Source organism: Streptomyces sp. NPDC030021 (genome assembly GCF_055574035.1).
Genome location: NZ_JBVIAH010000013.1, coordinates 75,466 through 96,208 on the forward strand (window position 1 = coordinate 75,466; position 20,743 = coordinate 96,208).

The window sequence follows — 20,743 nt, forward strand, 5'->3', positions numbered from 1 at the left end:
GAGGTTATCCGGGCCCACCGACATCAGCGGCCCGCCGAAGCCCCTGGAGGGCATCCCGGACCCCGCCCGGAACGCAAAGCGCCCCCCACGCACCCGCCAGAGCCCACTTACCCTTGCTGCCTTCCGGCCCTGGGGGAGTTGGGTGAGATAGCGCCACGTGAGGGGCTGGCCCCACCCTAGCGGATGGAAGGCCCCGGAATCGAGCCGGACCCCGGCCCGCCCTCCCCGCGACGATCACGTTCGCGAGCACCCCTCAACGTCTTGTATTGTTTGCGGCGGAGGATTCGCCTAGTGGCCTAGGGCGCACGCTTGGAAAGCGTGTTGGGGGCAACCCCTCACGAGTTCGAATCTCGTATCCTCCGCCAGTGCCTCACCGGGCACTTGAAGGCCCCGACCGGGAAACCGGCCGGGGCCTTCTGCGTTCCGTGGTCTCAGTTCCAGTCTCAGTTATTTGCGACATAACCGGATGATCCGCCACATTCCGGGTTCGATGGCCTACCCCTCGTACTCCCAAGGGTTCAGCAGGAGTGCGCCTGATCGCGCCAGATGCTTGATGTTGCGGCTCACCAGCGTCCAGCCGTTGGCCAGCGCGGTGGCGGCGATCAGCGCATCGGGGGGATCGATGCTGGTCCCGGCACTCTTGAGCCTCCGATGAAGAGCGAGGTAGGCGAGTGCCTCCCGTTCTCCAACGGCGGCAATCCGGTGGCGGTACTGATCACGGATGTCCGCGAGCGCCCGCTCGAAAGCGTTACGCCGCACCGGATCCGGCGTCCCCTGGATGCCCGCCTCGATCTCCGCGATCGTGATGACGCTCAGATAGAGGGCAGGAGCTGGAACAGATGGAGGGCAGGAGCTGGAACAGACCGGGCCCAGGCGACGACAGCCGGGGCAGGCCTTGGGCTGGTGGTGATCTCGGCGACCACATTGGTGTCGAGCAGATAGATCACTCGCCATCCGCCTCGTCGTCGTAGGACCGCTGCCCGAACTCAAGCCCCTCGAACGGGGTCGCCGTGAGCCGTTCGAGAAACCCATCGCTGCCCAGGGTCGCCCAGCGGAGAAGCATGCCGGGCAGGGCATCGATGTCGGTGTCGGCGAGCTCGGCATCGAAGTGCCCGAGCTGCTGCTCGGGCAGAGACTCCCGGATCTCCCGGATCGTCCGGAGCGGATGAGGCTCCTCAGGTCTGCGCGGCGGGAGCGGCAGATTCGGGGCAGTGCTCATGATCGGCTCCTGCACGCTGTGGTCCACGGGCCCATGCCTGAAGACCACCCTAGGCCGGACAACCCTGGAGAGAGCCGAGAACGACCCGAATCCGAGCTTTGACGGAACGCATCCGCCGAGTCGCCGCCGACTGTGTCCTGCAGCCGCAGTCGGCCTGCGACAGCGATGGCCCTCGGGTGGGGAACCAGCCGAACGAACCTGTCGGGCTGGACGCAACGGGGAGCGCCACCCCGTATCCGGCTACGTGACACGTCGCGACCACCGCGCCAGTGGTACATCGTGAAGATCAGCCGTATTCATGGCAGCACAGACAACAGCCAGGCTGCGCCCGCAGCGGTTGACATAGCCATGCGCGAAGCGGGGCCGGTTCCGATGGACCGTCATGCGCTTTGGCGCAAGGTCGGTGGGAGTGCCCCTTCGCACCGCGGAACGGCGGGGACGCCCGCGACACAATGGCCGGATGACGGACGAGGTGTTTCTGATACCGGCCCGGCCGACCGCCACGGCCGGGCTCCTCGCCGGGACTGCCGCCCGCCGGGGGATGACCGTCCGGGCCCTCGGCCCCGGCTTCGGCGACCTGGCCGGCCGGGCCGTGCACTGGTGCGGTGGCCCGCACGCCGCCGCGCGGGTGGCCGGGGCGCTCGGGCTGGGGCTGCTGGAGCCGCCCGACGACTGGCTCACGCGACTGCCCGGGCGGTTCACGGGCCGCCGGATCGAGCTGACCACCCTGGGCCGGGCGGCGCGGGAGCTGGCCGGGTCCGGGCGGCCGGCGTTCGTGAAGCCGCCGCGCGAGAAGTCCTTCCCGCCCGCCGTGTACGGGCCCGGCTCGCCGCTGCCCGAGGCCCTGCCCGCCGCCACCCCCGTGCTGGTCTCGGAGGTGGTGGACTTCGCCGCCGAGTACCGGCTGTTCCTGCTCGACGGGGAGATCGCCGCCGGGAGCCGGTACGCCGTCCACGGGCTCCTGGACCCCGCCCCCCTCGACGAGGACGCGCGCGGGGCGGACGTACGCGGCTTCGCGGCCGCGCTGCTCGCCGCGACGGGCCCGGACCTGCCCAGCGCCGTCACCGTCGACGTCGGCCTCGTCGGCGCGACGGGCCGGTACGCCGTGGTCGAGGCCAACATGCCGTGGTTCTCCAACAGTTACGCCGCCCGGCCCGAGGCCGTCCTGGAGGTGGTCCTGCGCGCGGCCGGCCCGCTCCACCGCGTCCGCGCCGCCGACCTGCCGTTCGTGACCCTTTAGGGGGAGGCCTCGGGCCGGCGGCCTCCCTTCCCTCCCCGCTCCGCTCAGCCGTTGAAGCCGAGGGCCAGGGCCACGACCGCCGGGGCCGCGTAGATCACCGGGAAGGCCACGTGGGCGTAGGACTTCGCCCGGAGCACCGTGATCACGGCCCCCGCGAAGTACAGGGCGACCCCGATCGCCGCCGCGATGCCGATCGCCGGGACGAAGACACCCACCGCCAGGCCCACCGCGCCGGCCGCCTTCGCGGTGGCGAGCCAGGTCCACCACGAGCGCGGAACCCCGTACTCGGCCAGCGGCTCCACGACCCACTTCGCCTTGAAGAACATCGAGGCCGCCGAGAATCCGACCATGAACGCGCCGGCCAGGGCGAAAACAACAGCGGTGGTGGACATCCGAGCTCCCCTCGGGCGGGCGCCGGTGCGGACTCGCTCCGGTCTGTCTCCCGCCTGCTTCACTCCACTGACCCGCCCCGCCGCACCGATGTGACGGGCCGCGCGAAAAAACTTCCGCGCGCGCTCAGGGGCTGCCGGGGACGTAGACGTCCAGGGCCGGGAAGCAGACGGCGTTGTCGGCGCTGCAGATCTCCCGCTCGCCCGGTGAGAGCCGCTGGGTGGGGCGTTCGTAGGTGAGCAGGCTCAGCGTCCGGCCCGAGGCGAAGACGGCCGTGGCATCGCGGACCGGGCCCCTGCCCGGGCTCTGCGGCGCGGGTCCGGTGTACGCGTACGGGGCGTGGCCGCCGTCCACGACGGCGAAGTAGACCGTGGGCCCCTCGTGGTACGCGACGCCCTGGGTCACCAGCCGGATCCCGATCCGCGCCCAGGACTTCGGCAGGGGGTTGCAGGTGGTGCTCGCGCGGGCGTCGCGGACCACGGCCAGGCAGTAGTTCCGGTCGTCCGGCATCCAGGCGAGCTCGCCCGCGTCGCCCGCCGGTTCACGGTGGATCACGATGACGGATCCGTCGTCCGGAACCCGGGTGTCCGAGCCTGCGCGGGCGGCCTCCAGCAGTCGGCCGTCGGCGGCCGTGACCCTCGCGTCCCCGACCGGCTCCGCGGGCCCGGAGGGCTCGGACGGCGCGGCCGCGCGCGGCGGCTCGGACACCGTCGGGGCAGCTGCCGGAGGCGGCGGTACGGGCGAGGACGTCGCCGGCGCCGGCGGTGTCCACGACGGCGCCGGTGCGGTCTTCGCCGGGACCGCGGCCGGCGAGAGCGCCGGCGCGGGCGGCAGGCTGCACGCCGCCGTCGCGAGGATCGCCAGTCCGCATCCCGCGGCAGCCGTCATCGTCCCGTGCCTCATGTGAAATCCGCCCCCGCGCAGATGGAACCCGTGTGCCGGGGCAGTCTGCCGTGTCGCCGGGCCGGGCGAAACGGCGGGGGCAACGCTCAGCCGAAGCTCGGCATCTCACCCACTGTTGTCGACATGTCGATCACTGCGAAGGCGGCGCCCTGTGGGTCGGTGACCGCCGCGAACCGGCCGAACGGGCTGTCCATCGGGCCGAAGTGCAGCTTCCCGCCGTGTTTCTGGGTCTTCGACACGGCCTCGTCGCAGTCCGGCACCCCGAAGTAGACCTGGATGTACGGCGGCACCTCCGGCGGGAAGTCGTCGTTCATCTTCATCCGGCCCAGCACCGGGTTCCCCGCGCCGCCGACGCTGAAGACCTTGAAGTCCATGCCGGCCATCTCGGGATCCTCGCCCGGGTCCATCTGCTGGGCGCCGTACGGGAAGACCTTCGGCAGGAACCCGTCCGCCTTGGCCGGGTCCCGGGTGAAGACCTCGGCCCATGCGTACGAGCCCGGCTCGCCCATCTTCTCGAAGCCCTTGTGCTCGCCCGGCTGCCAGACGCCGAAGACCGCGCCGCTCGGCTCCTTCGCGATCAGCATCGTGCCGAAGGCGCCCACCTGCATCGGGCCCATCAGCACCTCGCCGCCGTTCGCCGTCACCTTCCCGGCGGTGGCCGCCGCGTCGGGCGATGCGAAGTACAGACACCACTGCGAGGGGGCGTCGGCCCCGGGCATCGGCGGGACCACGGCAGCGACGGCCTTGCCGTCGGAGTAGGCCTGCGTGTAGTTGCCGTACTCGCTGCTGGCCTCACCGAAGGTCCAGCCCAGCACGTCCGCGTAGAAGGTCTTGGCCCCCTCCACGTCGGCGAACATCGCGTCCACCCAGCACGGAGCGCCTTCGGAGAACTCAGACATGATCGATCGACTCCTCGTCTCGTACCTGTCGTCGTCGTAGACGGTCGTACTCACGCTAGGCGCGCGGTGCGGCGACCGCGCGGGGAGCGCGCCCAGGCGGGACGCTGGAGCCATGGACAAGGACATCACCATCCGGCTGGCACAGCAGCCGGAGGCCGACGCGCTGCTCGGCCGGAGCCCGCTCGCCGCACTCGTCGGAATGCTGCTGGACCAGCAGGTGCCGATGGAGTGGGCGTTCTCGGGGCCCTGGACGATCGCCCGGCGGCTTGGCTCCGACGATCTCGACGCGCACACCATCGCCGCGTACGACCCGGAGGCCTTCGCGGCCCTGCTCTCCGAGAAGCCCGCCGTCCACCGGTATCCGGGGTCGATGGCGACGCGGATCCAGCAGCTGTGCGCGTACCTCGTCGAGCACTACGACGGGAACGCGGAAGCGGTCTGGGCCGACGCCGCGACGGGGCAGGAGCTGCTGAAGCGCCTCAAGGCGCTGCCGGGCTTCGGGGAGCAGAAGGCCCAGATCTTCCTCGCCCTGCTGGGCAAGCGGTTCGGCGTGCGTCCGACGGGCTGGCGGGAGGCGGCGGGCGGGTACGGCCAGGCGAACGTCTACCGTTCGGCGGCCGACATCACGGGCCCGGAGTCCCTGGCCAAGGTGCGGGCGCACAAGCAGGAGATGAAGGCCGCCGCGAAGGCCGCCAAGGCCGCGGGCGGCTCCTGATCCCGGTGGCCGGGGCCCTGGTCAGGCCCTGGCCGGTTCCGGGAGCGGGCGCGAAATTGACCGGGCACACAGGCTGCCGATTGACCCCTGAATCCGGTCGCTCAAGATCGTAGATTGGTGGACATGACAGAGATCGCGACCCGCGCCGCCACCGCCGAAGCCATCTACGACGCTCCCGGCAGCCTCATCACCCTGCTCACCGACACCGCCGAGCTCACCTGCAACACCGCCACCTTCGACGAGGGTGCGGCGGGCGCCCCGGTGCACTTCCACACCAAGGCCACCGAGTTCTTCCACGTCACCGCCGGCCGGCTCGACATCCTCGTCGACGACGAGATCCACACCCTGGGCGCCGGCGACTTCATCGCGGTCCCGCCGGGCGTCAAGCACGCCTTCGCCCCCGCCGCCGGCCACACCGCCGCCGTCTTCGTCGGCTTCACCCCCGGCATGGGCCGCTTCGACTACTACCGGCTCCTGGGCCGGGTCAACGCGGGCGAGGCCACCGTGCAGGACATCAAGGACAGCTCGGCGACCTACGACAACCACTACGCCGAGAGCCCCGTCTGGAGCGGCCGCCGCCGCAGCGCGGAGCCGTAGACCACGTCCGCGTCGAGGCGGCGCAGTTCCTCCGCGATCAGTTCGGCGCCGCTGCGGATCTTCAGGGCCACCTTGCGGTCGGGGCTCCCCGGCAGGCTCAAGGTGGCCAGCACGCCCGCGGGCCGGTCCACCCGGATCTCCCCGCCCGTGGTCTGCAGACTCACCCCGGTGATCACCGGGCCCTCGCTCGCCACCCGGGCCACCGGCACCCCCAGCCGGTCCTCCAGCCAGCGCGCCAGCAGCTCCGCGCTCGCGTTGTCGGGCTCGCTCTCCACCGCCGCGCCGGTCACCGGCAGCGGCTTCTGGTCCAGGGCCGCGGCCAGCAGCGAGCGCCACGGCGTCAGGCGGGTCCAGGCCAGGTCGGTGTCGCCGGGCTGGTAGCCGGCGGCCCGCTCGTCGAGCACGCCGACCGGGTCGAAGGCGGCGGCCGCGTCCGTGATCCGGCGCTGGGCGAGCGCGCCCAGCGGATCCCCCGCCAGGTCGGTGGGGGCGCCGGCCGGCCACCAGGCCACCACGGGCGCGTCCGGCAGGAGCAGCGGCAGGACTACCGAGCCCGCCTGCTCGGTCAGCGCCCCGTGCAGGCGCAGCAGCACGATCTCGCCGGTCCCGGCGTCGGAGCCGACCCGCAGTTCGGCGTCGACGCGGTTCGCGCGGAGCTTGTGCGGGCCGCGCGAGCTCCGCCTGATCACCGCGATGATGCGGCAGGGGTGTTCGCGCGAGGCCTCGGAGGCCGCGCGTACGGCGTCGTAGGCGTTCTCCTCGTCGGTGGCGAGTACAAGGGTCAACACGAGCCCCATGGTCGGGCTGCCTATCGCCCGGCGGGCTTCGAGCAAGGCCCGGTTGACCTTGCTGGACGTGGTGTCGGTGAGTTCGGTCCGCATGCACCGAGTCTGTCACCGTGTCACCGGCGCCTGCGCGCCGTCCCGAAGATCGAGCGCGAGATCTCCCGGCCCAGCTGTGTCCCGATCGACCGGGCCAGCGAGCGGAACAGCCCGCTCCCCACCACCTGTTCGGCCAGCGAGGGATCCGGCTTCGGGGCGCTGCGCGCGGCCCGCGCCGCCTCCTTCTCCGCCTCCTTGGCCTCCTTCTCGGCCTCGGCGGCGGCCGCGGCGGCCTCCGCCCGCGCCTCCGCGGCGGCCTGTTCGGCGCTGATCTTCTCGTACGCCGACTCGCGGTCGACCGGCTCCGCGTAGCGCGACCAGAGCAGCGAGGACTTCACGGCCTGCTCCAGGTCGGCCGCCGCGATCGGTCCCATCAGCGACTGCGGGGCGCGCAGCCGGGTCGCCGCGACCGGGGTGGGGGCGCCCTTCTCGCTGAGCACGGTGACGACCGCCTCGCCGGTGCCCAGCTGGGTGAGCAGCTCCTCCAGGTCGTAGGCGGAGTTGGGGAAGGTCTTCACCGTCGCCTTCAGCGCCTTGGCGTCGTCGGGGGTGAAGGCGCGCAGCGCGTGCTGCACCCGGTTGCCGAGCTGGGCGAGGACGTCCGCCGGCACGTCCTTGGGGGTCTGGGTGACGAAGAAGATGCCGACGCCCTTGGAGCGGATGAGCCGGACGGTCTGGGTGATGGACGCGAGGAAGGCCTTCGAGGCCCCGTTGAAGAGCAGGTGCGCCTCGTCGAAGAAGAAGACGAGCTTGGGCTTCTCCAGGTCGCCGACCTCCGGCAGGTCGTTGTAGAGGTCGGCGAGCAGCCACATCAGGAAGGTGGAGAAGAGCTGCGGCTTGTCCTGGACGGCCGGTAGTTCCAGTACGGAGACCAGTCCGCGCCCGTCGGCGGCCGTCCGCAGGAACTCGCCCGTGTCGAACTCGGGCTCGCCGAAGAACTCCGCGGCGCCCTGCTGCTCGAAGGCGGTCAGCGCCCGCAGGATCACCCCGGCCGTCACCGTGGACAGTCCGCCGATCCCCTTGAGTTCGGGTTTGCCCTGGTCGGATACGAGGAAGGCGACGACCGCACGCAGGTCCTTGAGGTCGATCAGCTCCAGACCCTTGGAGTCGGCGTAGTGGAAGATCAGGCCGAGGGACTGCTCCTGCGTCTGATTGAGCTGGAGCACCTTCGACATCAGCACCGGGCCGAAGCTGGTGACCGTGGACCGGAGCGGGATCCCGGGGCCGATCCCGCCCAGCGAGTAGAACGCGCAGGGGTATCCGGTGGGCTCCCACGGCTGGGCCACGTCCCGGGCCCGTTCGGCGACCCTGTCGCCCGGCGTGCCGGGCGCCGAGATCCCCGAGATGTCGCCCTTGATGTCCGCGAGGAAGACGGGGACGCCGCCCGCCGACAGCTGTTCGGCGATGAGCTGGAGCGTCTTGGTCTTGCCGGTTCCGGTGGCTCCGGCGACCAGTCCGTGGCGGTTGAGCATCCCCAGGGGGATGCGGATCTGACGGTCGGGCAGGCAGTCGCCGTCCCAGAGGAGGGCCCCGAGGTCGAGCGCGGGGCCGGTGAACGCGTACCCGGCGGCGATCTCCCCGGCCGGGCCGGCCGGGCCCGTCCGGTCCTCCGGAAGGGCGGAGTCGGTGCTCTCGCTCATGCTTCACTCCCCAAATAGCGCTGTTCGCCACTTTTGCACCACCGCCACGAGGCTGCGCCCGCACGCACCGGCCCGGTAGGCTTTCCGTGTGATCTTCAAGCGCATCGGAAGCGGACGGCCCTACCCCGACCACGGCAGGGAAACCACCCGGCAGTGGGCGGACGTCGCGCCGCGCCCGGTCCGGCTCGACCAGCTCGTGACGACCAAGGGCCAGCTGGACCTCGAAACGCTGCTCGCCGAGGACTCCACCTTCTACGGCGACCTGTTCGCGCACGTCGTGAAGTGGCGGGGCGACCTCTACCTGGAGGACGGGCTGCACCGCGCCGTGCGCGCCGCCCTCCAGCAGCGCCAGGTACTGCACGCGCGCGTCCTCGAGATGGACTGACGGCTTCGTCTGGATTGCGCCTTTCGGGTCACCATTGACCTATCAGCAGATCATTTAGTAGGCATCGACACCGGGCCGCACTACGCTGCGCCCATGAGCATGCTCACTCCCCCCGGCATGGGCGGAAAGTACCGCGTCACGGGAGCCGCCTACCCCCGTATGAGTCGTAAGCGGAGCCGTACCCGGATCGTCCTCGCCGTGCTCGGCTCGATCCTTGCGCTGGCCCTGGTCGGCTACGGGGCCCTGCAGCTCATCGACGTGTTCCGGGGCGACAGCCCCAAACGGAACACGGCTGCGGGTGCCAAGGACTGCCCGACGACGCCTCCCGGTACCGCCGCCAAGGGCGGCCCCGGCGCCGCCTCCACCGCCCCGGCCGCCGCCAAACCGGCGGTCGTGCTCCCCCCGCCCGGGGAGATCGCGGTCAACGTCTACAACGCGACCCCGCGTGCGGGCCTGGCCAAGGCCGTCGGTGACGAGCTGGCCAAACGCGGCTTCGTCATCGGCAAGGTGGGCAACGCCCCGGCCGACTTCGACAAGAAGGTCCCCGGCACGGGGATACTGCTGGGCTCCCCCACGACCGACAAGGCCGTCTTCGCCGTGCTCGGCACGCAGCTCGCCGGCGTCACGCAGCAGACCGACACCCGCGAGACCGCGGACGTCGACCTGATCCTGGGCGACGCCTTCACGGAGCTGAGTACGAAGGAGGACGCGGACAAGGCGCTGGCGCTGCTGGCCAACCCCGTGCCCGCGCCCAAGAACTGCTGACGCGCAGGACGCGACCCGCGCCGGACGTGTCCCGCGCGGGACGCGTCCGGTGCGCCGCACGCGTCCGGTGCGCCGCACGCGTCCGGTGCGCCGCACGTGTCCGACGCGTCGCACGTGTCCGGCGTGCCGGACCACCGCGCGGCTCCACTCCGCAGAGCGGCTCTACTCCGCCGAGCCGTACATCCGGTCGCCGGCGTCACCCAGGCCCGGCACGATGTAACCGTGCTCGTTGAGCCGCTCGTCCACTGCGGCCGTCACCACCGTCACCGGCGTGCCCGCCAGCGCGCGCTCCATGATCTCGACGCCCTCGGGCGCGGCCAGCAGCACCACGGCCGTGACATCGTCGGCGCCGCGCTTGATCAGCTCCTGGATCGCCGCGACCAGCGTGCCGCCGGTGGCGAGCATCGGGTCGACGACGTAGACCTGGCGGCCCGAGAGGTCCTCCGGCATGCGCGTCGCGTACGTGGAGGCCTCCAGGGTCTCCTCGTTGCGGACCATGCCCAGGAAGCCCACCTCGGCGGTCGGCAGCAGCCGCACCATGCCGTCGAGCATGCCGAGGCCGGCGCGCAGGATCGGGACGACCAGCGGGCGCGGGTGCGAGAGCTTCACGCCGGTGGTCGGGGCGACCGGGGTCTCGATGTCGGCCTGCTCCGTGCGCACGTCCCGGGTGGCCTCGTAGGCGAGCAGGGTCACCAGCTCGTCGGCGAGCCGCCGGAAGGTGGCGGAGTCGGTGCGCTTGTCGCGCAGGGTGGTGAGTTTGTGCGCCACCAAGGGGTGATCGACGACCTGCAAACGCACAACATCCTCCAAAACTCAGCCTGCGACCTGCAAAAACGGTCGCACGACGCGACCTGCACCCAAAAGGCTACGCGCTGACGCGGCTCCTTCGCGTCCGAAGCCGCGCTCCCGCCCGCCGCTTCCTTGCGGATGCGACCCGCCCGGACGCCCAGCAGGCTGGACGGATGAGCAACACACCGGTGATCGCGGCCGTCGACGGTTCGGAACACAGCCTCAGGGCCCTGGAGTGGGCGCGGAAGGAGGCCGTCCGGCACGACAGCGGGCTGCTGGTCGCCCATGTGCTGCCCGACCACGCCCAGTTGTACGCCGGGCGCCGGGCCTCGCTGCACGACGCCTCCGAGCCCGCGGAATTCGCCGACCCCGTACGCGACTGGGTCGAGTCCCTGCTCGGCGCCGGCGGCTCCGGGCTGCCCGAGGGGGTCACGTACGAGGCCCTGGAGGGCTCCGTACCCGAGGCGCTGCGGGTGATCGGCTCGCGAGCCCGGATGCTGGTGATGGGCTCCCGGGGCCGCGGCGGCTTCGCCAGCCTGCTGCTCGGCTCCAGCAGCCGGGCCGTGGCCAGCACGGCCGCCTGCCCGGTGGTCGTGGTCCCGCACGCGGAGCGCGGCGCCGCCGCCGACGACGCCGATGCCGATGCCGACGCCGAGCAGTCGGCCGGGCGGGTGGTGGTCGGGCTGCACGCCGCCGAGACGCCCGACGACGTACTGACCTTCGCGTTCACCGAGGCCGCCGTGCGGGGGACCACCGTCCAGGTGGTCTCCGCGTACGCCATCCCGCCCTCGCCGACCCTGGTGATCGACAGCCCGTTCGCGGTGATCCCGCCGGAGGGGCTGGCCGACGAGGGGGACGGCGTACCGGCCGAGCGGGAGATGCTGCGGTCCCAGACGGAGCGGCTGGCGCCGCTGCGCGAGCGGTTTCCGGACGTCCCGGTCGAGCAGGCCGCGGTGCCCGGGGACCCGGCGGGCCGGCTGGTCATCGCCTCCCGGGCGGCGGCGCTGGTCGTGGTGGGCCGCCACCACCCGCGGCGCACCGCCATGTCGCTGGCGATCGGCTCGGTGGCGCATGCGGTGCTCCACCACGCGCACGGCCCGGTGGCGGTGGTCCCGACCCTCAAGGACGACGTCTGACCTGCGGCGGGGTGGCATCAAACGCGCCGTCCGGGGGAAGGTGGGTGCAGGGGGGATGACCGACCAGCCAGGTGGTGGCCGATGCCCGACAGGCAGCCGAAGGACGATGTGCCGGAGACCGCGGCGCAGCGCCGAGCACGCCGCGCGCAGTTCCTGCGCGACCTGATGGAGGCGCGCGAGCTGCGCGATCGCGTCCAGCCCCGCCGCGCCCGAGCGGCCCGTATGCGCCAGCAGATGCGGATGCGCACCTTCCGCTGGTGATCCGGAGCCCGCCGCGCCGCGACACGTCCGGGCCGCACCACCCGCCCCACACCCCTCCTCACGACCCCGCCGCCCCCGCGCCGCAACCCCGTACAGCCCCTGCCGGTGCACGGCGCGGCACGACGCAAGCGCGGAAGACCTCTCGCAAAGCCGCTGTTTCTGCCACGATGCCGATTGGGCGGGGTACGGACGGCGAGCAGCACGGCCGCTTTGCCCCAACCTCCGGCCGGGGGGACCTCCAACCGGCACGCCTAAGACCAGTGGGAGAGTCACGGTGTATTTCGCCGCACTGCTCGCGCGCACCGAAGACGGGTGGGAAGCGAGCGACATGGAACTCGACGACGTCGAGTCCCTCAGTGATCTGATCGATCTCGCCCGGTCCGCCGCTGTCGACGACGACACGGTGGTCGCCCTCATCGAGCAGGAGGACGCCTGGTTCGGCGTCGTCCGCGTGGACGGCGAGGAGGACCCGCGGTACTTCGTATCGAACGCCTCCGCGGCCGCCCGCAGCTCCTACGGCTCGATGCTGACCAAAGAGCTGCTGGGCAGCGACGAGGAGGACGACGAACTCGACGACCTGGACCTGGACGGCACCGAGGACGGCGAGGAGGATGCCGTCGCCGCGTTCACGGACGAGGACGCCGACGAGGACGAGGTGGGCGGGACCGGTGCGGAACCGGTACCGGCCGGTCCGCTCGGTGACCCCCGGCTGCTGGACGATCTCGGGGTGACCAACAAACAACTGATGACCCTGGACGGGGACGCGCTCTCGGAGATCGCCGACTCCCTCGGCGCCACCGAGGTCCTGGAGGCCGTCCGCTAGTGCTCCCTGCGAACACCGACGATCCCGTACGGGACCCGTGGCGGGACTCCATGCGCCTGGCGCTCCAGGAGGCCGCCCGGGCGGTGCCGGCCGGCGATGTGCCGGTCGGCGCCGTCGTGCTGGGCCCGGACGGGCGGATCCTCGCCACCGGGTACAACGAGCGCGAGGCGACCGGCGACCCCACCGCGCACGCCGAGGTCGTGGCACTGCGCCGGGCGGCCGCCGCGCTCGGGGAATGGCGCCTTCCGGGGTGCACCCTCGTGGTGACCCTGGAGCCGTGCGTCATGTGCGCGGGGGCGCTCGTCCAGTCGCGCGTCGCCCGGGTCGTCTACGGCGCGGACGACGAGAAGGCGGGCGCCGCCGGATCGCTGTGGGACCTCGTACGGGACCGGCGCCTCAACCACCGTCCCGAGGTGGTCCGCGGTGTCCTGGCCGACGAGTGCGCGCGGCAGCTGACGGACTTCTTCCGCGACCTCTGAACCGGCGTGCTCTGGCACCGGGACCGGCGTCCAGGGCCCGGAAAAGCCTGCGTACGGCCGCCGCGACGCCCCCGGACCTACCGATTTCGGCGGATGGGGTTCCTTAGGCTAGGATCCATCTCGGTAGTGTGTCCGAGTGGCCGAAGGAGCTCGCCTCGAAAGCGAGTATGGGGCAACCCATCGGGGGTTCAAATCCCTCCACTACCGCTTCGATCGAGAGCCCCGCCCCGCAAGGGTCGGGGCTCTCGGCGTGTTCGGGGTCGCCTCTCCGGAGGACACCCGCGTGACCGCCCGCCCCTTCGGCCGTTGTCACGGCATGACCAAGACCCAGCGCATGCTCGCCGCCCTCGCCCTCGCGGGGGCCGCCGCGGGCCTCGCCGCACCCGCCGCCTCGGCCGCCCCGGTCTCCCCCCTCACCCTCCCGGACCTGCCGGCGGCCGCCCCGGGGATGCCGGCCGGGGCCCAGCCCACGTCCGTCCAGGAGATCGGGTCGCAACTCAGCGCCGGCGCGAACCAGCTCAACGCGCTGATGGAGCTGCCCGACCACCTGGCCCCCGTCATCGCGCCCGTACAGCCCCTCACGGACCTGGCCGGCGGCCTGGAGTAGCCACCGGGGCCGCAACCGCCTCCGCACGCCCCTCGTACGCCCCCTGTACGCCCTGAGCGCGCCCCCAGTGCGCCCGAGCCTCCGTACGCCCCCGTACGCCCGCGCGGGCCGCGGGGACGACGCGAAGAAGGCCCCGACCGGAGTCGGGACCTTCTTCGCGTGGAACGGGGGAAGCGGCATCGGGGGGACAAGCCGCCTCCCCCGACGAGGACGGACCTGCCGGTCCGGGCCGCGATCAGGGGGAAGCGCGCGGCCCGGACCCCGCAGTGAGGCCCTGCCCCTCACCCACCGGTTTCCTGCCAGAACCGGTGGGCGCACACCCATCCTGCGCCCACCGCAACCGCACGCTCCACGGCAAAGGACCCGGAGTACCGGGCCATTGGTCCTTAAAGGACAGGTGAGTGTCCAATCTTGACCGGTTAGACTCACCCGACTTGCTCGGACCGGTTGGGGAGGCCGCCCGCACGTGGACACCAAGAAGCTCATCACGGGTGCCCTCACCGTGTTCGCCCTCTTCGTGATCATCACCCAGCCGAAGAGAGCGGCCGAGATCGTGGAAATAGGCTTCCAGGGGATATCGGATGCCGCCTCCGGCATCGGCGAGTTCATGACCGAACTGGTGCGCTGACCCGTACGCTGAAGCGGTTACCGGACTTCCGGCCCCCCACTCCGACGGGTGGGGGGCTTTTTGTATACCTATCGTTGGGCGTATTGCCCCGATATGCCCAACTTGCCCTCAACACGGAGCTATACGGTGCTTGCACACAGTGCACATCTCTTGTGATGCTATGACCGCTTTTGATGAATGAGTTGACTGAAGGGGTGGCGTGACCGTGCCGGCCAGTACTGCGCCTCAAGTACCACCCCAGCAGGACCCCCAGGTACCGCCCCAGCCGGAGCCCCAGCGGGAACACCGCCAGGAGCCCCGCCAGGAGCCGCCCGAGGAGCCCCCGGTCGCGCCGAGACCCCCGAGCAGGGGCGCGGACACCCGGGCGCTCACCCAGGTCCTCTTCGGCCAGCTGAAGAGCCTGGAGCCGGGCACCGGCGAGCACAGCCGGGTGCGCGGGGCCCTCATCGAGGCCAACCTCCCGCTCGTCCGGTACGCAGCCGCGCGCTTCCGCAGCCGCAACGAGCCGATGGAGGACGTGGTCCAGGTCGGCACCATCGGCCTGATCAACGCCATCGACCGGTTCGACCCGGACCGGGGCGTGCAGTTCCCGACCTTCGCGATGCCGACCGTCGTGGGCGAGATCAAACGGTACTTCCGCGACAACGTCCGCACCGTCCACGTGCCGCGCCGCCTCCATGAGCTCTGGGTCCAGGTCAACGCCGCCACCGAGGACCTCACGACCCTCCACGGCCGCACCCCGACCACCGCCGAGATCGCCGAGCGGCTGCGCATCACCGAGGACGAGGTGCTGTCCTGCATCGAGGCCGGGCGCAGCTATCACGCGACCTCCCTGGAGGCCGCCCAGGAGGGCGACGGCATGCCCGGGCTGCTGGACCGCCTCGGCTACGAGGACCCGGAGCTGGCCGGGGTCGAGCACCGCGACCTCGTCCGCCACCTCCTCGTGCAGCTGCCCGAACGCGAGCAACGGATCCTGCTCCTGCGGTACTACAACAATCTGACGCAGTCACAGATCAGCGTGGAGCTCGGCGTCTCCCAGATGCACGTCTCCCGACTCCTCGCCCGGAGTTTCGCCCGGCTGAGATCCGCAAACAGGATCGAGGCGTAACCGGAACGAGTGGAGATCATTCACCTGTTTCCCGACAGATCGGACTGATCGCCCTCCAAGCCTGTCTGTCGCTGGAGATATATGTCGACATGGCGCTACAGCGCGTTGCCGACATGTGACATTCTGCGTGAACCGCGTTTGCCGCAGCCCCGCCTCCGGTATTCAGGTGGAGGCTGCGTTCCTCCGACGGGCGCGCAGTACGCGACCGTCCGCGACCTCAAGGGGGTGGCATGTCCGTAGACCAGGGCAGCTCCAAGGTGCTCACGCTCGTCAAGAGCGCGCCTGCGCCCACAGCACCTGTAGCGTCCGACCGCTCGGAAGCCATCGACACCCGGACCCTCTCCCGCTCCCTCTTCCTGCGGCTCGCCGCCCTGGATGCGGACAGCCCCGAACGGGCGTACGTACGCGACACCCTGATCGAGCTGAACCTGCCTCTCGTGCGCTACGCAGCCGCCCGATTCCGCAGCCGCAACGAGCCGATGGAAGACATCGTCCAGGTCGGCACCATCGGCCTGATCAAGGCGATCGACCGCTTCGACTGTGAACGCGGCGTCGAGTTCCCGACGTTCGCGATGCCGACCGTCGTGGGCGAGATCAAACGATTCTTTCGGGACACCTCCTGGTCCGTCCGCGTCCCGCGCCGGCTCCAGGAACTGCGCCTGGCGCTGACCAAGGCCAGCGACGAGCTCGCCCAGAAGCTGGACCGCTCGCCGACCGTGCCGGAGCTCGCCGCCGTGCTCGGGGTCTCGGAGGAGGACGTCGTCGACGGCCTCGCCGTCGGCAACGCCTACACCGCCTCCTCGCTCGACTCGCCCTCCCCCGAGGACGAGGGCGGCGAGGGCTCCCTCGCGGACCGCCTCGGGTACGAGGACACCGCGCTGGAGGGCGTCGAGTACCGCGAGTCCCTGAAGCCGCTGCTCGCCAAACTCCCGCCCCGGGAACGGCAGATCATCATGCTGCGCTTCTTCGCGAACATGACGCAGTCGCAGATCGGCGAGGAGGTCGGCATCTCCCAGATGCACGTCTCCCGGCTGCTGACCCGCACCCTCGCGCAACTGCGCGTAGGCCTCATCGGGGAGTGACCCGGCGCCTCGCGCTTCCCAATTGACGATCCGTCAGGAAAACTGGCGCGATGCGAAAGGGATCGCGAGCGGCCGCCGCCACCACCCTGCTCGCCCTGTGCTGCACGGCCGCCGCCGGCCTCACCGGCTGCGGCGGCCCGGCGCGGGACGGCTATGTCGCCGTGGGCGCCGCGGCCCCGGGCCCCGAACGGGGCGCGGGGGAGAACGTGGCCCCGCGGGGTCAGGTGGAGTTCCAGCAGCTCGGAGGCCCGGACACGGCGGGCGGATCCGCCCGGTCGGCCACGACCTCGGATACGCCGACCGGCGCCGCGGGATCCGGGAGCCCTGGCGGCTCCGCCCCAGGCGGAGCCACGACCACCGGCCCCGGCGGCTCCGCAGGCACCCCCGGCACCCCCTCGGACCCGGGCAGGACCGCACCGCACCCCGGCACACCCGGCACGCCGACGGCGCCCACCGCCCCGACCTCGCCGACCTCACCGGGCACCCCGACGAGCCCGCCCGGCAGGCCCGGGACGACACCGCCGGCCCCGCCCGCGTCCACACCGGCCCGGCTGACGCTGTCCGCGCCGGTCAGGGCGGCCGCGGCCGACCGCTGGTGCGAGCAGGTCACTGTGACCTTCACCAACACCGGAACCACCGCGGCCCGTTCGGGCACGGTCAGCTTCGCGACGCACATCATCGGCGCCCTCGGCATCGACTGGGCCACGGTCACCACGAGCCAAGCCCTGCCGGCGCCGGTGGCGGGCGGGGCCTCGAAGACGCAGACCTACACGGTGTGCGCGGAGTCCTGGCGGGTGCCGCTGGGCATGCACGTGGACACCCGGAAGGTCACCGCCACCTGGAGCTGAGCCGAGGTGTGGTGAGGCGAGGCGTCCCCGGGGCGCTGCCCGGGGGGCCGTCAGGTCAGGGCCACCCAGGCGGCCACGCCGATGACGAGCACGAGGGCGAGGACCAGCCCCACCTTCAGGGCCGGGTTCGAGGACGACCCGGACCGCTGCTCCGCGCGGCGCTGCTGACGGGCCCCAGGGCCCGCCTGACGGGCCGGTGCGGCCTCCTCGACGAAGGCCTTGAACATCTGCGTGCTGCCCGCGGGGTCGTAGCCGCCCTCGGGGACCTGTGAGTTGTGGTTGTCAGCCATGGAGCAGGACCCTAGCCGGTTTTCCGATTCCTTTACCGCCCCACCCCCCAGATTCATTTGCCTGTAGCAACCATGCGCTTCTATGGTTGCCTCAAGCAACAAGATGGGGGAACCCGGTGACCGTGCAGACCGCTCCGACCGTGCAGAGCGCACCGACCGCACCGCCTGCTCCGGCCGCTCCGGCCGCTCCGGCCCCGCCGATCGCACCGCCTGCTCCGACCGTTCCGCCCGCTCCGACCACTCCAACCGCCCCGTATGCGGAGCTGGCCCGCCAGCTCACCGGAATCGGCGCGGTCAAGCGCGAGCTCGCCCGCTGCCTGCCCCCGGACTGCCCGCCCGGTGCCGCCGCCGTCCTCACCCTGCTCGACCGGCACGGGGAGATGCGGCTGAGCCGGCTGACCGAGTTCATGGGGGTCGACATCTCCGTGACCAGCCGGCACGTCACGCACATCGCCGACCGCGGCTGGATCGAGCGCGAGACCGACCCGGGCGACGGGCGCTGCCGGATCCTGCGGCTCACCCCGGCCGGGCGGGCGCTCCTCGCCGAGCTCGGCGCCCGCTGCACGGCCTCGCTGGAAAGAGCCCTCCACGACTGGTCCCCCCAGGACATCGACGTACTCAACACCCTGCTGGCCCGACTCCGATCGAGCTTCTAGACAAAGGAAAGACATGGCCCAGTCGGAGACGACGACCGACCACCCGCCCGCGTCCGCGGCCACCCCCGCGGCCACCCCCGTGACCATGACCCACCCGCAGATCATGAAGGCGCTGTCCGGGCTGATGCTCGGCATGTTCGTGGCGATCCTGTCGTCCACGATCGTCTCCAACGCCCTCCCCCAGATCATCAGCGACCTCGGCGGCACCCAGTCCTCGTACACCTGGGTGGTCACCGCCGCGCTGCTGTCGATGACGGCCGCCACCCCGCTGTGGGGCAAGCTGTCCGACCTCTTCAGCAAGAAGCTGCTGGTCCAGATATCCCTCGTGATCTACGTCCTCGGATCCGTGGTCGCGGGCCTGTCCCAGAACACCGGCACGCTGATCGCCTGCCGCGTGGTCCAGGGCATCGGCGTCGGCGGCCTCTCCGCCCTGGCGCAGATCGTGATGGCCGCGATGATCTCCCCGCGCGAGCGCGGCCGGTACAGCGGCTACCTGGGCGCGGTCTTCGCCGTCGCCACCGTCGGCGGCCCGCTGCTGGGCGGTGTCATCACCGACACCGAGTGGCTGGGCTGGCGCTGGTGCTTCTACGTCGGCGTGCCGTTCGCGATCATCGCGCTGATCGTGCTCCAGCGCACCCTGCACCTCCCGGTCGTGCGCCGCGACGTCAAGGTCGACTGGCTGGGTGCCTTCCTGATCAGCGGCGCCGTCTCCCTGCTGCTGATCTGGGTCACGCAGGCCGGCGACTCCTACGAGTGGATCTCCTGGCAGACCTGGGCGATGACGGGCGGCGCGCTACTGCTCGGCCTGCTCTTCGTCCTCGTCGAGTCCCGCGCGAGCGACCCGATCATCCCGCTGCGGCTGTTCCGCAACAAGACCATCAGCCTCGCCTCGGCGGCCTCCCTGTTCGTGGGCATCGCGATGTTCTCGGGGACCGTGTTTTTCAGCCAGTTCTTCCAGTTGGCTCGCGGTGAGTCCCCGACGATGTCCGGAATCCTCACGATTCCGATGATCGCCGGCCTCTTCGTCTCGTCCACGGTTTCCGGTCAGGTGATCACCAAGACCGGTAGGTGGAAGGCCTGGCTCGTCTCCGGCGGCGTCCTGCTGACGGCCGGCCTGGGTCTGCTGGGCACTCTGCGCCACGACGCCCCGTACTGGCACATCGCGATCTACATGGCGCTGACCGGCCTCGGTCTCGGCATGATGATGCAGAACCTGGTCCTCGCCACCCAGAACCAGGTGGCCCCCGAGGACCTGGGCGCGGCCAGCTCGGTCGTCACCTTCTTCCGCTCCCTCGGCGGCGCCATGGGCGTCTCCGCGCTGGGTGCGGTCATGGCCCACCGGGTGACGCACTACGTCCAGGACGGCCTCGCGGCCCTCGGCCCGAAGGCCGCGGCGCTCGGCCACGGCGGCACCGCCGGGGGCGGGATCCCCGACCTCGACAAGCTGCCCGCGCCGATCCGCGAGGTCATCGAGTCCGCGTACGGGCACGGCGTCGGCGACGTCTTCCTCTACGCCGCCCCGTTCGCGCTGCTCGGACTGGTCCTGGTGGTGTTCATCAAGGAGGTCGCCCTGAAGTCGAGGCCGGCGGCCCACGCCCCGGCGGCGTCGAACGAGCCGGCCCCCGCCGAAACCGCCGTCAAGGCCTAGTCCGCCTCTTGCGGATCGTGCCGGGCACGGCCCGGCGGAGCCTTGGCCTCGATACCCGCGATCAGGATGTCGAGCGCGAGGCAGAAGTCGCCCTCCGGCGCCCGCCGGACCGTCCCGCCACATCCGTGCAGGAACTGCGAGACGGCCAGGTGCGCGCCGGTGCGGGCGGCGTCCACCAGGCCGGTGGCGTCCAGCAGCCGCTGGAGGGCGCCGTCGAAGGCCCGCGCGTGCGGGCCGATGTTCGGGAACGCGGCGGTGAGCGGGGCGACCCACGGGTGGTCCGCCAGCACCCGCCGGTAGCCGCGGGCCAGCGCCCGCAGCCGCCCCGGCCAGCCCGGCTCACCGCTCTCCGCCGCGCTCACCGCCGCGGTCTCCACCGCGCTCTCCGCCGCACCCGGCGCCGTCTCGGGCGGCAGTTCCAGCTCGCCCAGGGCACTGTCGAGGGCGAGTTCGAGCAGATCCTGCTTGGTGTCCACGTACCAGTACAGGGACATCGCGGTCACCCCGAGCCCGGCGGCCAGCCGCCGCATCGAGAACCGGGCCAGCCCGTCGGCGTCGAGCAGCCGCACGGTGGCGGCGGTGATCCGCTCCCGGTCCAGCCCGGAGGGTGCCTCGCTGCGGCGTCTGGCGGGTGCGGCAGGCCTGGCGGCCAGCCACACACTGGTGCGGGTCTCGCCGGGATCGGCCGCGGTCACCATGCAGGCACCCTCCTCACGACAGGTGGATCAGCCCGGAATGCCCGGTCCGCCCTCTT

General features: G+C 71.7%; 26 protein-coding genes, 2 tRNA genes, 1 other RNA gene and 1 pseudogene. 19 read left to right on the forward strand and 11 right to left on the reverse strand.

From position 1 onward, the window contains the following. Positions 1-71: 71 nt before the first annotated feature. Positions 72-170: signal recognition particle sRNA small type (gene ffs / locus ACZ4YL_RS24790), an RNA gene on the reverse strand. 107 nt (positions 171-277) lie between these two features. Here ffs and ACZ4YL_RS24795 point away from each other — a divergent pair. Continuing rightward, a tRNA-Ser gene (locus ACZ4YL_RS24795) sits at positions 278-365 on the forward strand. A gap of 130 nt (positions 366-495) precedes the next feature. On the opposite strand, the gene ACZ4YL_RS24800 is transcribed toward ACZ4YL_RS24795, so the two are convergent. Both ACZ4YL_RS24800 and ACZ4YL_RS24805 read right to left on the reverse strand, forming a co-directional pair. Next, the gene (locus tag ACZ4YL_RS24800) at positions 496-1,032 is read right to left on the reverse strand and encodes a PIN domain-containing protein (protein ID WP_468119400.1); all 537 of its coding nucleotides are present in this window, start codon (positions 1,030-1,032) and stop codon (positions 496-498) included. Next, on the reverse strand, positions 944-1,219 hold the full coding sequence (locus ACZ4YL_RS24805) for a hypothetical protein (RefSeq protein ID WP_468119401.1): 276 nt from the start codon (positions 1,217-1,219) through the stop codon (positions 944-946). Before ACZ4YL_RS24805 ends, ACZ4YL_RS24800 begins: the two co-directional genes overlap by 89 nt. Before the next feature lie 460 nt (positions 1,220-1,679). Between ACZ4YL_RS24805 and ACZ4YL_RS24810 the strand changes: the two genes are divergently transcribed. Further along, positions 1,680-2,459: an ATP-grasp domain-containing protein gene (locus ACZ4YL_RS24810; protein WP_468119403.1), complete on the forward strand. Its 780-nt coding sequence runs from the start codon at positions 1,680-1,682 to the stop codon at positions 2,457-2,459. 44 nt (positions 2,460-2,503) lie between these two features. Here the strand turns inward: ACZ4YL_RS24810 and ACZ4YL_RS24815 are convergent, their stop codons facing one another. After that, positions 2,504-2,851, reverse strand: a complete 348-nt coding sequence (locus ACZ4YL_RS24815; RefSeq protein ID WP_468119405.1) for a DoxX family protein — start codon at positions 2,849-2,851, stop codon at positions 2,504-2,506. Positions 2,852-2,975: 124 nt separating this feature from the next. Next, positions 2,976-3,404: a hypothetical protein gene (locus ACZ4YL_RS24820; protein WP_468119407.1), complete on the reverse strand. Its 429-nt coding sequence runs from the start codon at positions 3,402-3,404 to the stop codon at positions 2,976-2,978. Between the two features lie 28 nt (positions 3,405-3,432). Here ACZ4YL_RS24820 and ACZ4YL_RS24825 point away from each other — a divergent pair, with 28 nt between their 5' ends. Further along, complete coding sequence (locus ACZ4YL_RS24825) at positions 3,433-3,756, forward strand: hypothetical protein (protein ID WP_468119408.1); 324 nt, start codon at positions 3,433-3,435, stop codon at positions 3,754-3,756. A gap of 82 nt (positions 3,757-3,838) precedes the next feature. On the opposite strand, the gene ACZ4YL_RS24830 is transcribed toward ACZ4YL_RS24825, so the two are convergent. Then, positions 3,839-4,651, reverse strand: a complete 813-nt coding sequence (locus tag ACZ4YL_RS24830; protein WP_468119410.1) for a VOC family protein — start codon at positions 4,649-4,651, stop codon at positions 3,839-3,841. 112 nt (positions 4,652-4,763) lie between these two features. Here ACZ4YL_RS24830 and ACZ4YL_RS24835 point away from each other — a divergent pair, with 112 nt between their 5' ends. After that, positions 4,764-5,366 (forward strand): HhH-GPD-type base excision DNA repair protein, encoded by a 603-nt coding sequence (locus ACZ4YL_RS24835; protein ID WP_468119411.1) that lies wholly within the window; start codon positions 4,764-4,766, stop codon positions 5,364-5,366. 123 nt (positions 5,367-5,489) lie between these two features. Beyond that, positions 5,490-5,963, forward strand: a complete 474-nt coding sequence (locus ACZ4YL_RS24840; RefSeq protein WP_030010421.1) for a cupin domain-containing protein — start codon at positions 5,490-5,492, stop codon at positions 5,961-5,963. Here the strand turns inward: ACZ4YL_RS24840 and opcA are convergent. Beyond that, on the reverse strand, positions 5,912-6,844 hold the full coding sequence (opcA, locus tag ACZ4YL_RS24845; protein WP_468119413.1) for a glucose-6-phosphate dehydrogenase assembly protein OpcA: 933 nt from the start codon (positions 6,842-6,844) through the stop codon (positions 5,912-5,914). The two genes, ACZ4YL_RS24840 and opcA, sit on opposite strands and share 52 nt — an antisense overlap. Before the next feature lie 20 nt (positions 6,845-6,864). Continuing rightward, positions 6,865-8,484, reverse strand: coding sequence for a helicase HerA-like domain-containing protein (locus tag ACZ4YL_RS24850; RefSeq protein WP_468119414.1), 1,620 nt, complete (start codon positions 8,482-8,484; stop codon positions 6,865-6,867). A gap of 88 nt (positions 8,485-8,572) precedes the next feature. Between ACZ4YL_RS24850 and ACZ4YL_RS24855 the strand changes: the two genes are divergently transcribed. Both ACZ4YL_RS24855 and ACZ4YL_RS24860 read left to right on the forward strand, forming a co-directional pair. Next, the gene (locus tag ACZ4YL_RS24855) at positions 8,573-8,869 is read left to right on the forward strand and encodes a type II toxin-antitoxin system VapB family antitoxin (RefSeq protein ID WP_030010424.1); all 297 of its coding nucleotides are present in this window, start codon (positions 8,573-8,575) and stop codon (positions 8,867-8,869) included. Between the two features lie 93 nt (positions 8,870-8,962). After that, positions 8,963-9,634, forward strand: coding sequence for a LytR C-terminal domain-containing protein (locus ACZ4YL_RS24860; RefSeq protein WP_468119416.1), 672 nt, complete (start codon positions 8,963-8,965; stop codon positions 9,632-9,634). 162 nt (positions 9,635-9,796) lie between these two features. Here the strand turns inward: ACZ4YL_RS24860 and upp are convergent, their stop codons facing one another. After that, positions 9,797-10,432: a uracil phosphoribosyltransferase gene (gene upp, locus ACZ4YL_RS24865; protein ID WP_453702385.1), complete on the reverse strand. Its 636-nt coding sequence runs from the start codon at positions 10,430-10,432 to the stop codon at positions 9,797-9,799. 164 nt (positions 10,433-10,596) lie between these two features. On the opposite strand from upp, the gene ACZ4YL_RS24870 reads away from it, so the two are divergent. From ACZ4YL_RS24870 to ACZ4YL_RS24915, 10 genes are all read left to right on the forward strand, one after another. Continuing rightward, a complete protein-coding gene (locus ACZ4YL_RS24870; RefSeq protein ID WP_468119417.1) occupies positions 10,597-11,559 on the forward strand; it encodes a universal stress protein in 963 nt (320 codons plus the stop codon). Positions 11,560-11,640: 81 nt separating this feature from the next. Continuing rightward, positions 11,641-11,820, forward strand: coding sequence for a hypothetical protein (locus tag ACZ4YL_RS24875; RefSeq protein ID WP_030010606.1), 180 nt, complete (start codon positions 11,641-11,643; stop codon positions 11,818-11,820). A 274-nt stretch (positions 11,821-12,094) separates the two neighbouring features. Then, complete coding sequence (locus tag ACZ4YL_RS24880) at positions 12,095-12,643, forward strand: tRNA adenosine deaminase-associated protein (RefSeq protein ID WP_030010607.1); 549 nt, start codon at positions 12,095-12,097, stop codon at positions 12,641-12,643. A 50-nt stretch (positions 12,644-12,693) separates the two neighbouring features. After that, positions 12,694-13,122: a tRNA adenosine(34) deaminase TadA gene (gene tadA / locus ACZ4YL_RS24885; RefSeq protein ID WP_301374607.1), complete on the forward strand. Its 429-nt coding sequence runs from the start codon at positions 12,694-12,696 to the stop codon at positions 13,120-13,122. A gap of 122 nt (positions 13,123-13,244) precedes the next feature. Next, positions 13,245-13,329 (forward strand) — tRNA-Ser (locus tag ACZ4YL_RS24890). Between the two features lie 76 nt (positions 13,330-13,405). After that, positions 13,406-13,729 carry a hypothetical protein gene (locus tag ACZ4YL_RS24895; RefSeq protein WP_390799668.1) on the forward strand — a complete coding sequence of 108 codons (324 nt, stop codon included), beginning with the start codon at positions 13,406-13,408 and terminating at the stop codon, positions 13,727-13,729. A 466-nt stretch (positions 13,730-14,195) separates the two neighbouring features. Continuing rightward, a complete protein-coding gene (locus ACZ4YL_RS24900; RefSeq protein ID WP_167745563.1) occupies positions 14,196-14,357 on the forward strand; it encodes a hypothetical protein in 162 nt (53 codons plus the stop codon). A gap of 205 nt (positions 14,358-14,562) precedes the next feature. Next, positions 14,563-15,465, forward strand: a complete 903-nt coding sequence (locus ACZ4YL_RS24905) for an RNA polymerase sigma factor SigF (protein WP_389121373.1) — start codon at positions 14,563-14,565, stop codon at positions 15,463-15,465. 230 nt (positions 15,466-15,695) lie between these two features. Continuing rightward, positions 15,696-16,547: an RNA polymerase sigma factor SigF gene (locus ACZ4YL_RS24910; protein ID WP_033223368.1), complete on the forward strand. Its 852-nt coding sequence runs from the start codon at positions 15,696-15,698 to the stop codon at positions 16,545-16,547. A gap of 50 nt (positions 16,548-16,597) precedes the next feature. Beyond that, positions 16,598-17,395 (forward strand): hypothetical protein, encoded by a 798-nt coding sequence (locus tag ACZ4YL_RS24915; RefSeq protein WP_468119421.1) that lies wholly within the window; start codon positions 16,598-16,600, stop codon positions 17,393-17,395. A 50-nt stretch (positions 17,396-17,445) separates the two neighbouring features. Here the strand turns inward: ACZ4YL_RS24915 and ACZ4YL_RS24920 are convergent, their stop codons facing one another. Next, complete coding sequence (locus ACZ4YL_RS24920; RefSeq protein WP_351150839.1) at positions 17,446-17,685, reverse strand: hypothetical protein; 240 nt, start codon at positions 17,683-17,685, stop codon at positions 17,446-17,448. A gap of 200 nt (positions 17,686-17,885) precedes the next feature. Between ACZ4YL_RS24920 and ACZ4YL_RS24925 the strand changes: the two genes are divergently transcribed. Further along, entirely contained in the window at positions 17,886-18,341 is a 456-nt protein-coding gene (locus ACZ4YL_RS24925) for a MarR family winged helix-turn-helix transcriptional regulator (RefSeq protein WP_468119625.1), read from the forward strand. Positions 18,342-18,426: 85 nt separating this feature from the next. Continuing rightward, a pseudogene (locus ACZ4YL_RS24930) lies at positions 18,427-19,974 on the forward strand (MDR family MFS transporter); the annotation flags it as partial. Between the two features lie 11 nt (positions 19,975-19,985). Here the strand turns inward: ACZ4YL_RS24930 and ACZ4YL_RS24935 are convergent. Then, positions 19,986-20,687, reverse strand: coding sequence for a TetR/AcrR family transcriptional regulator (locus tag ACZ4YL_RS24935; protein ID WP_468119423.1), 702 nt, complete (start codon positions 20,685-20,687; stop codon positions 19,986-19,988). Positions 20,688-20,743: the final 56 nt, after the last annotated feature.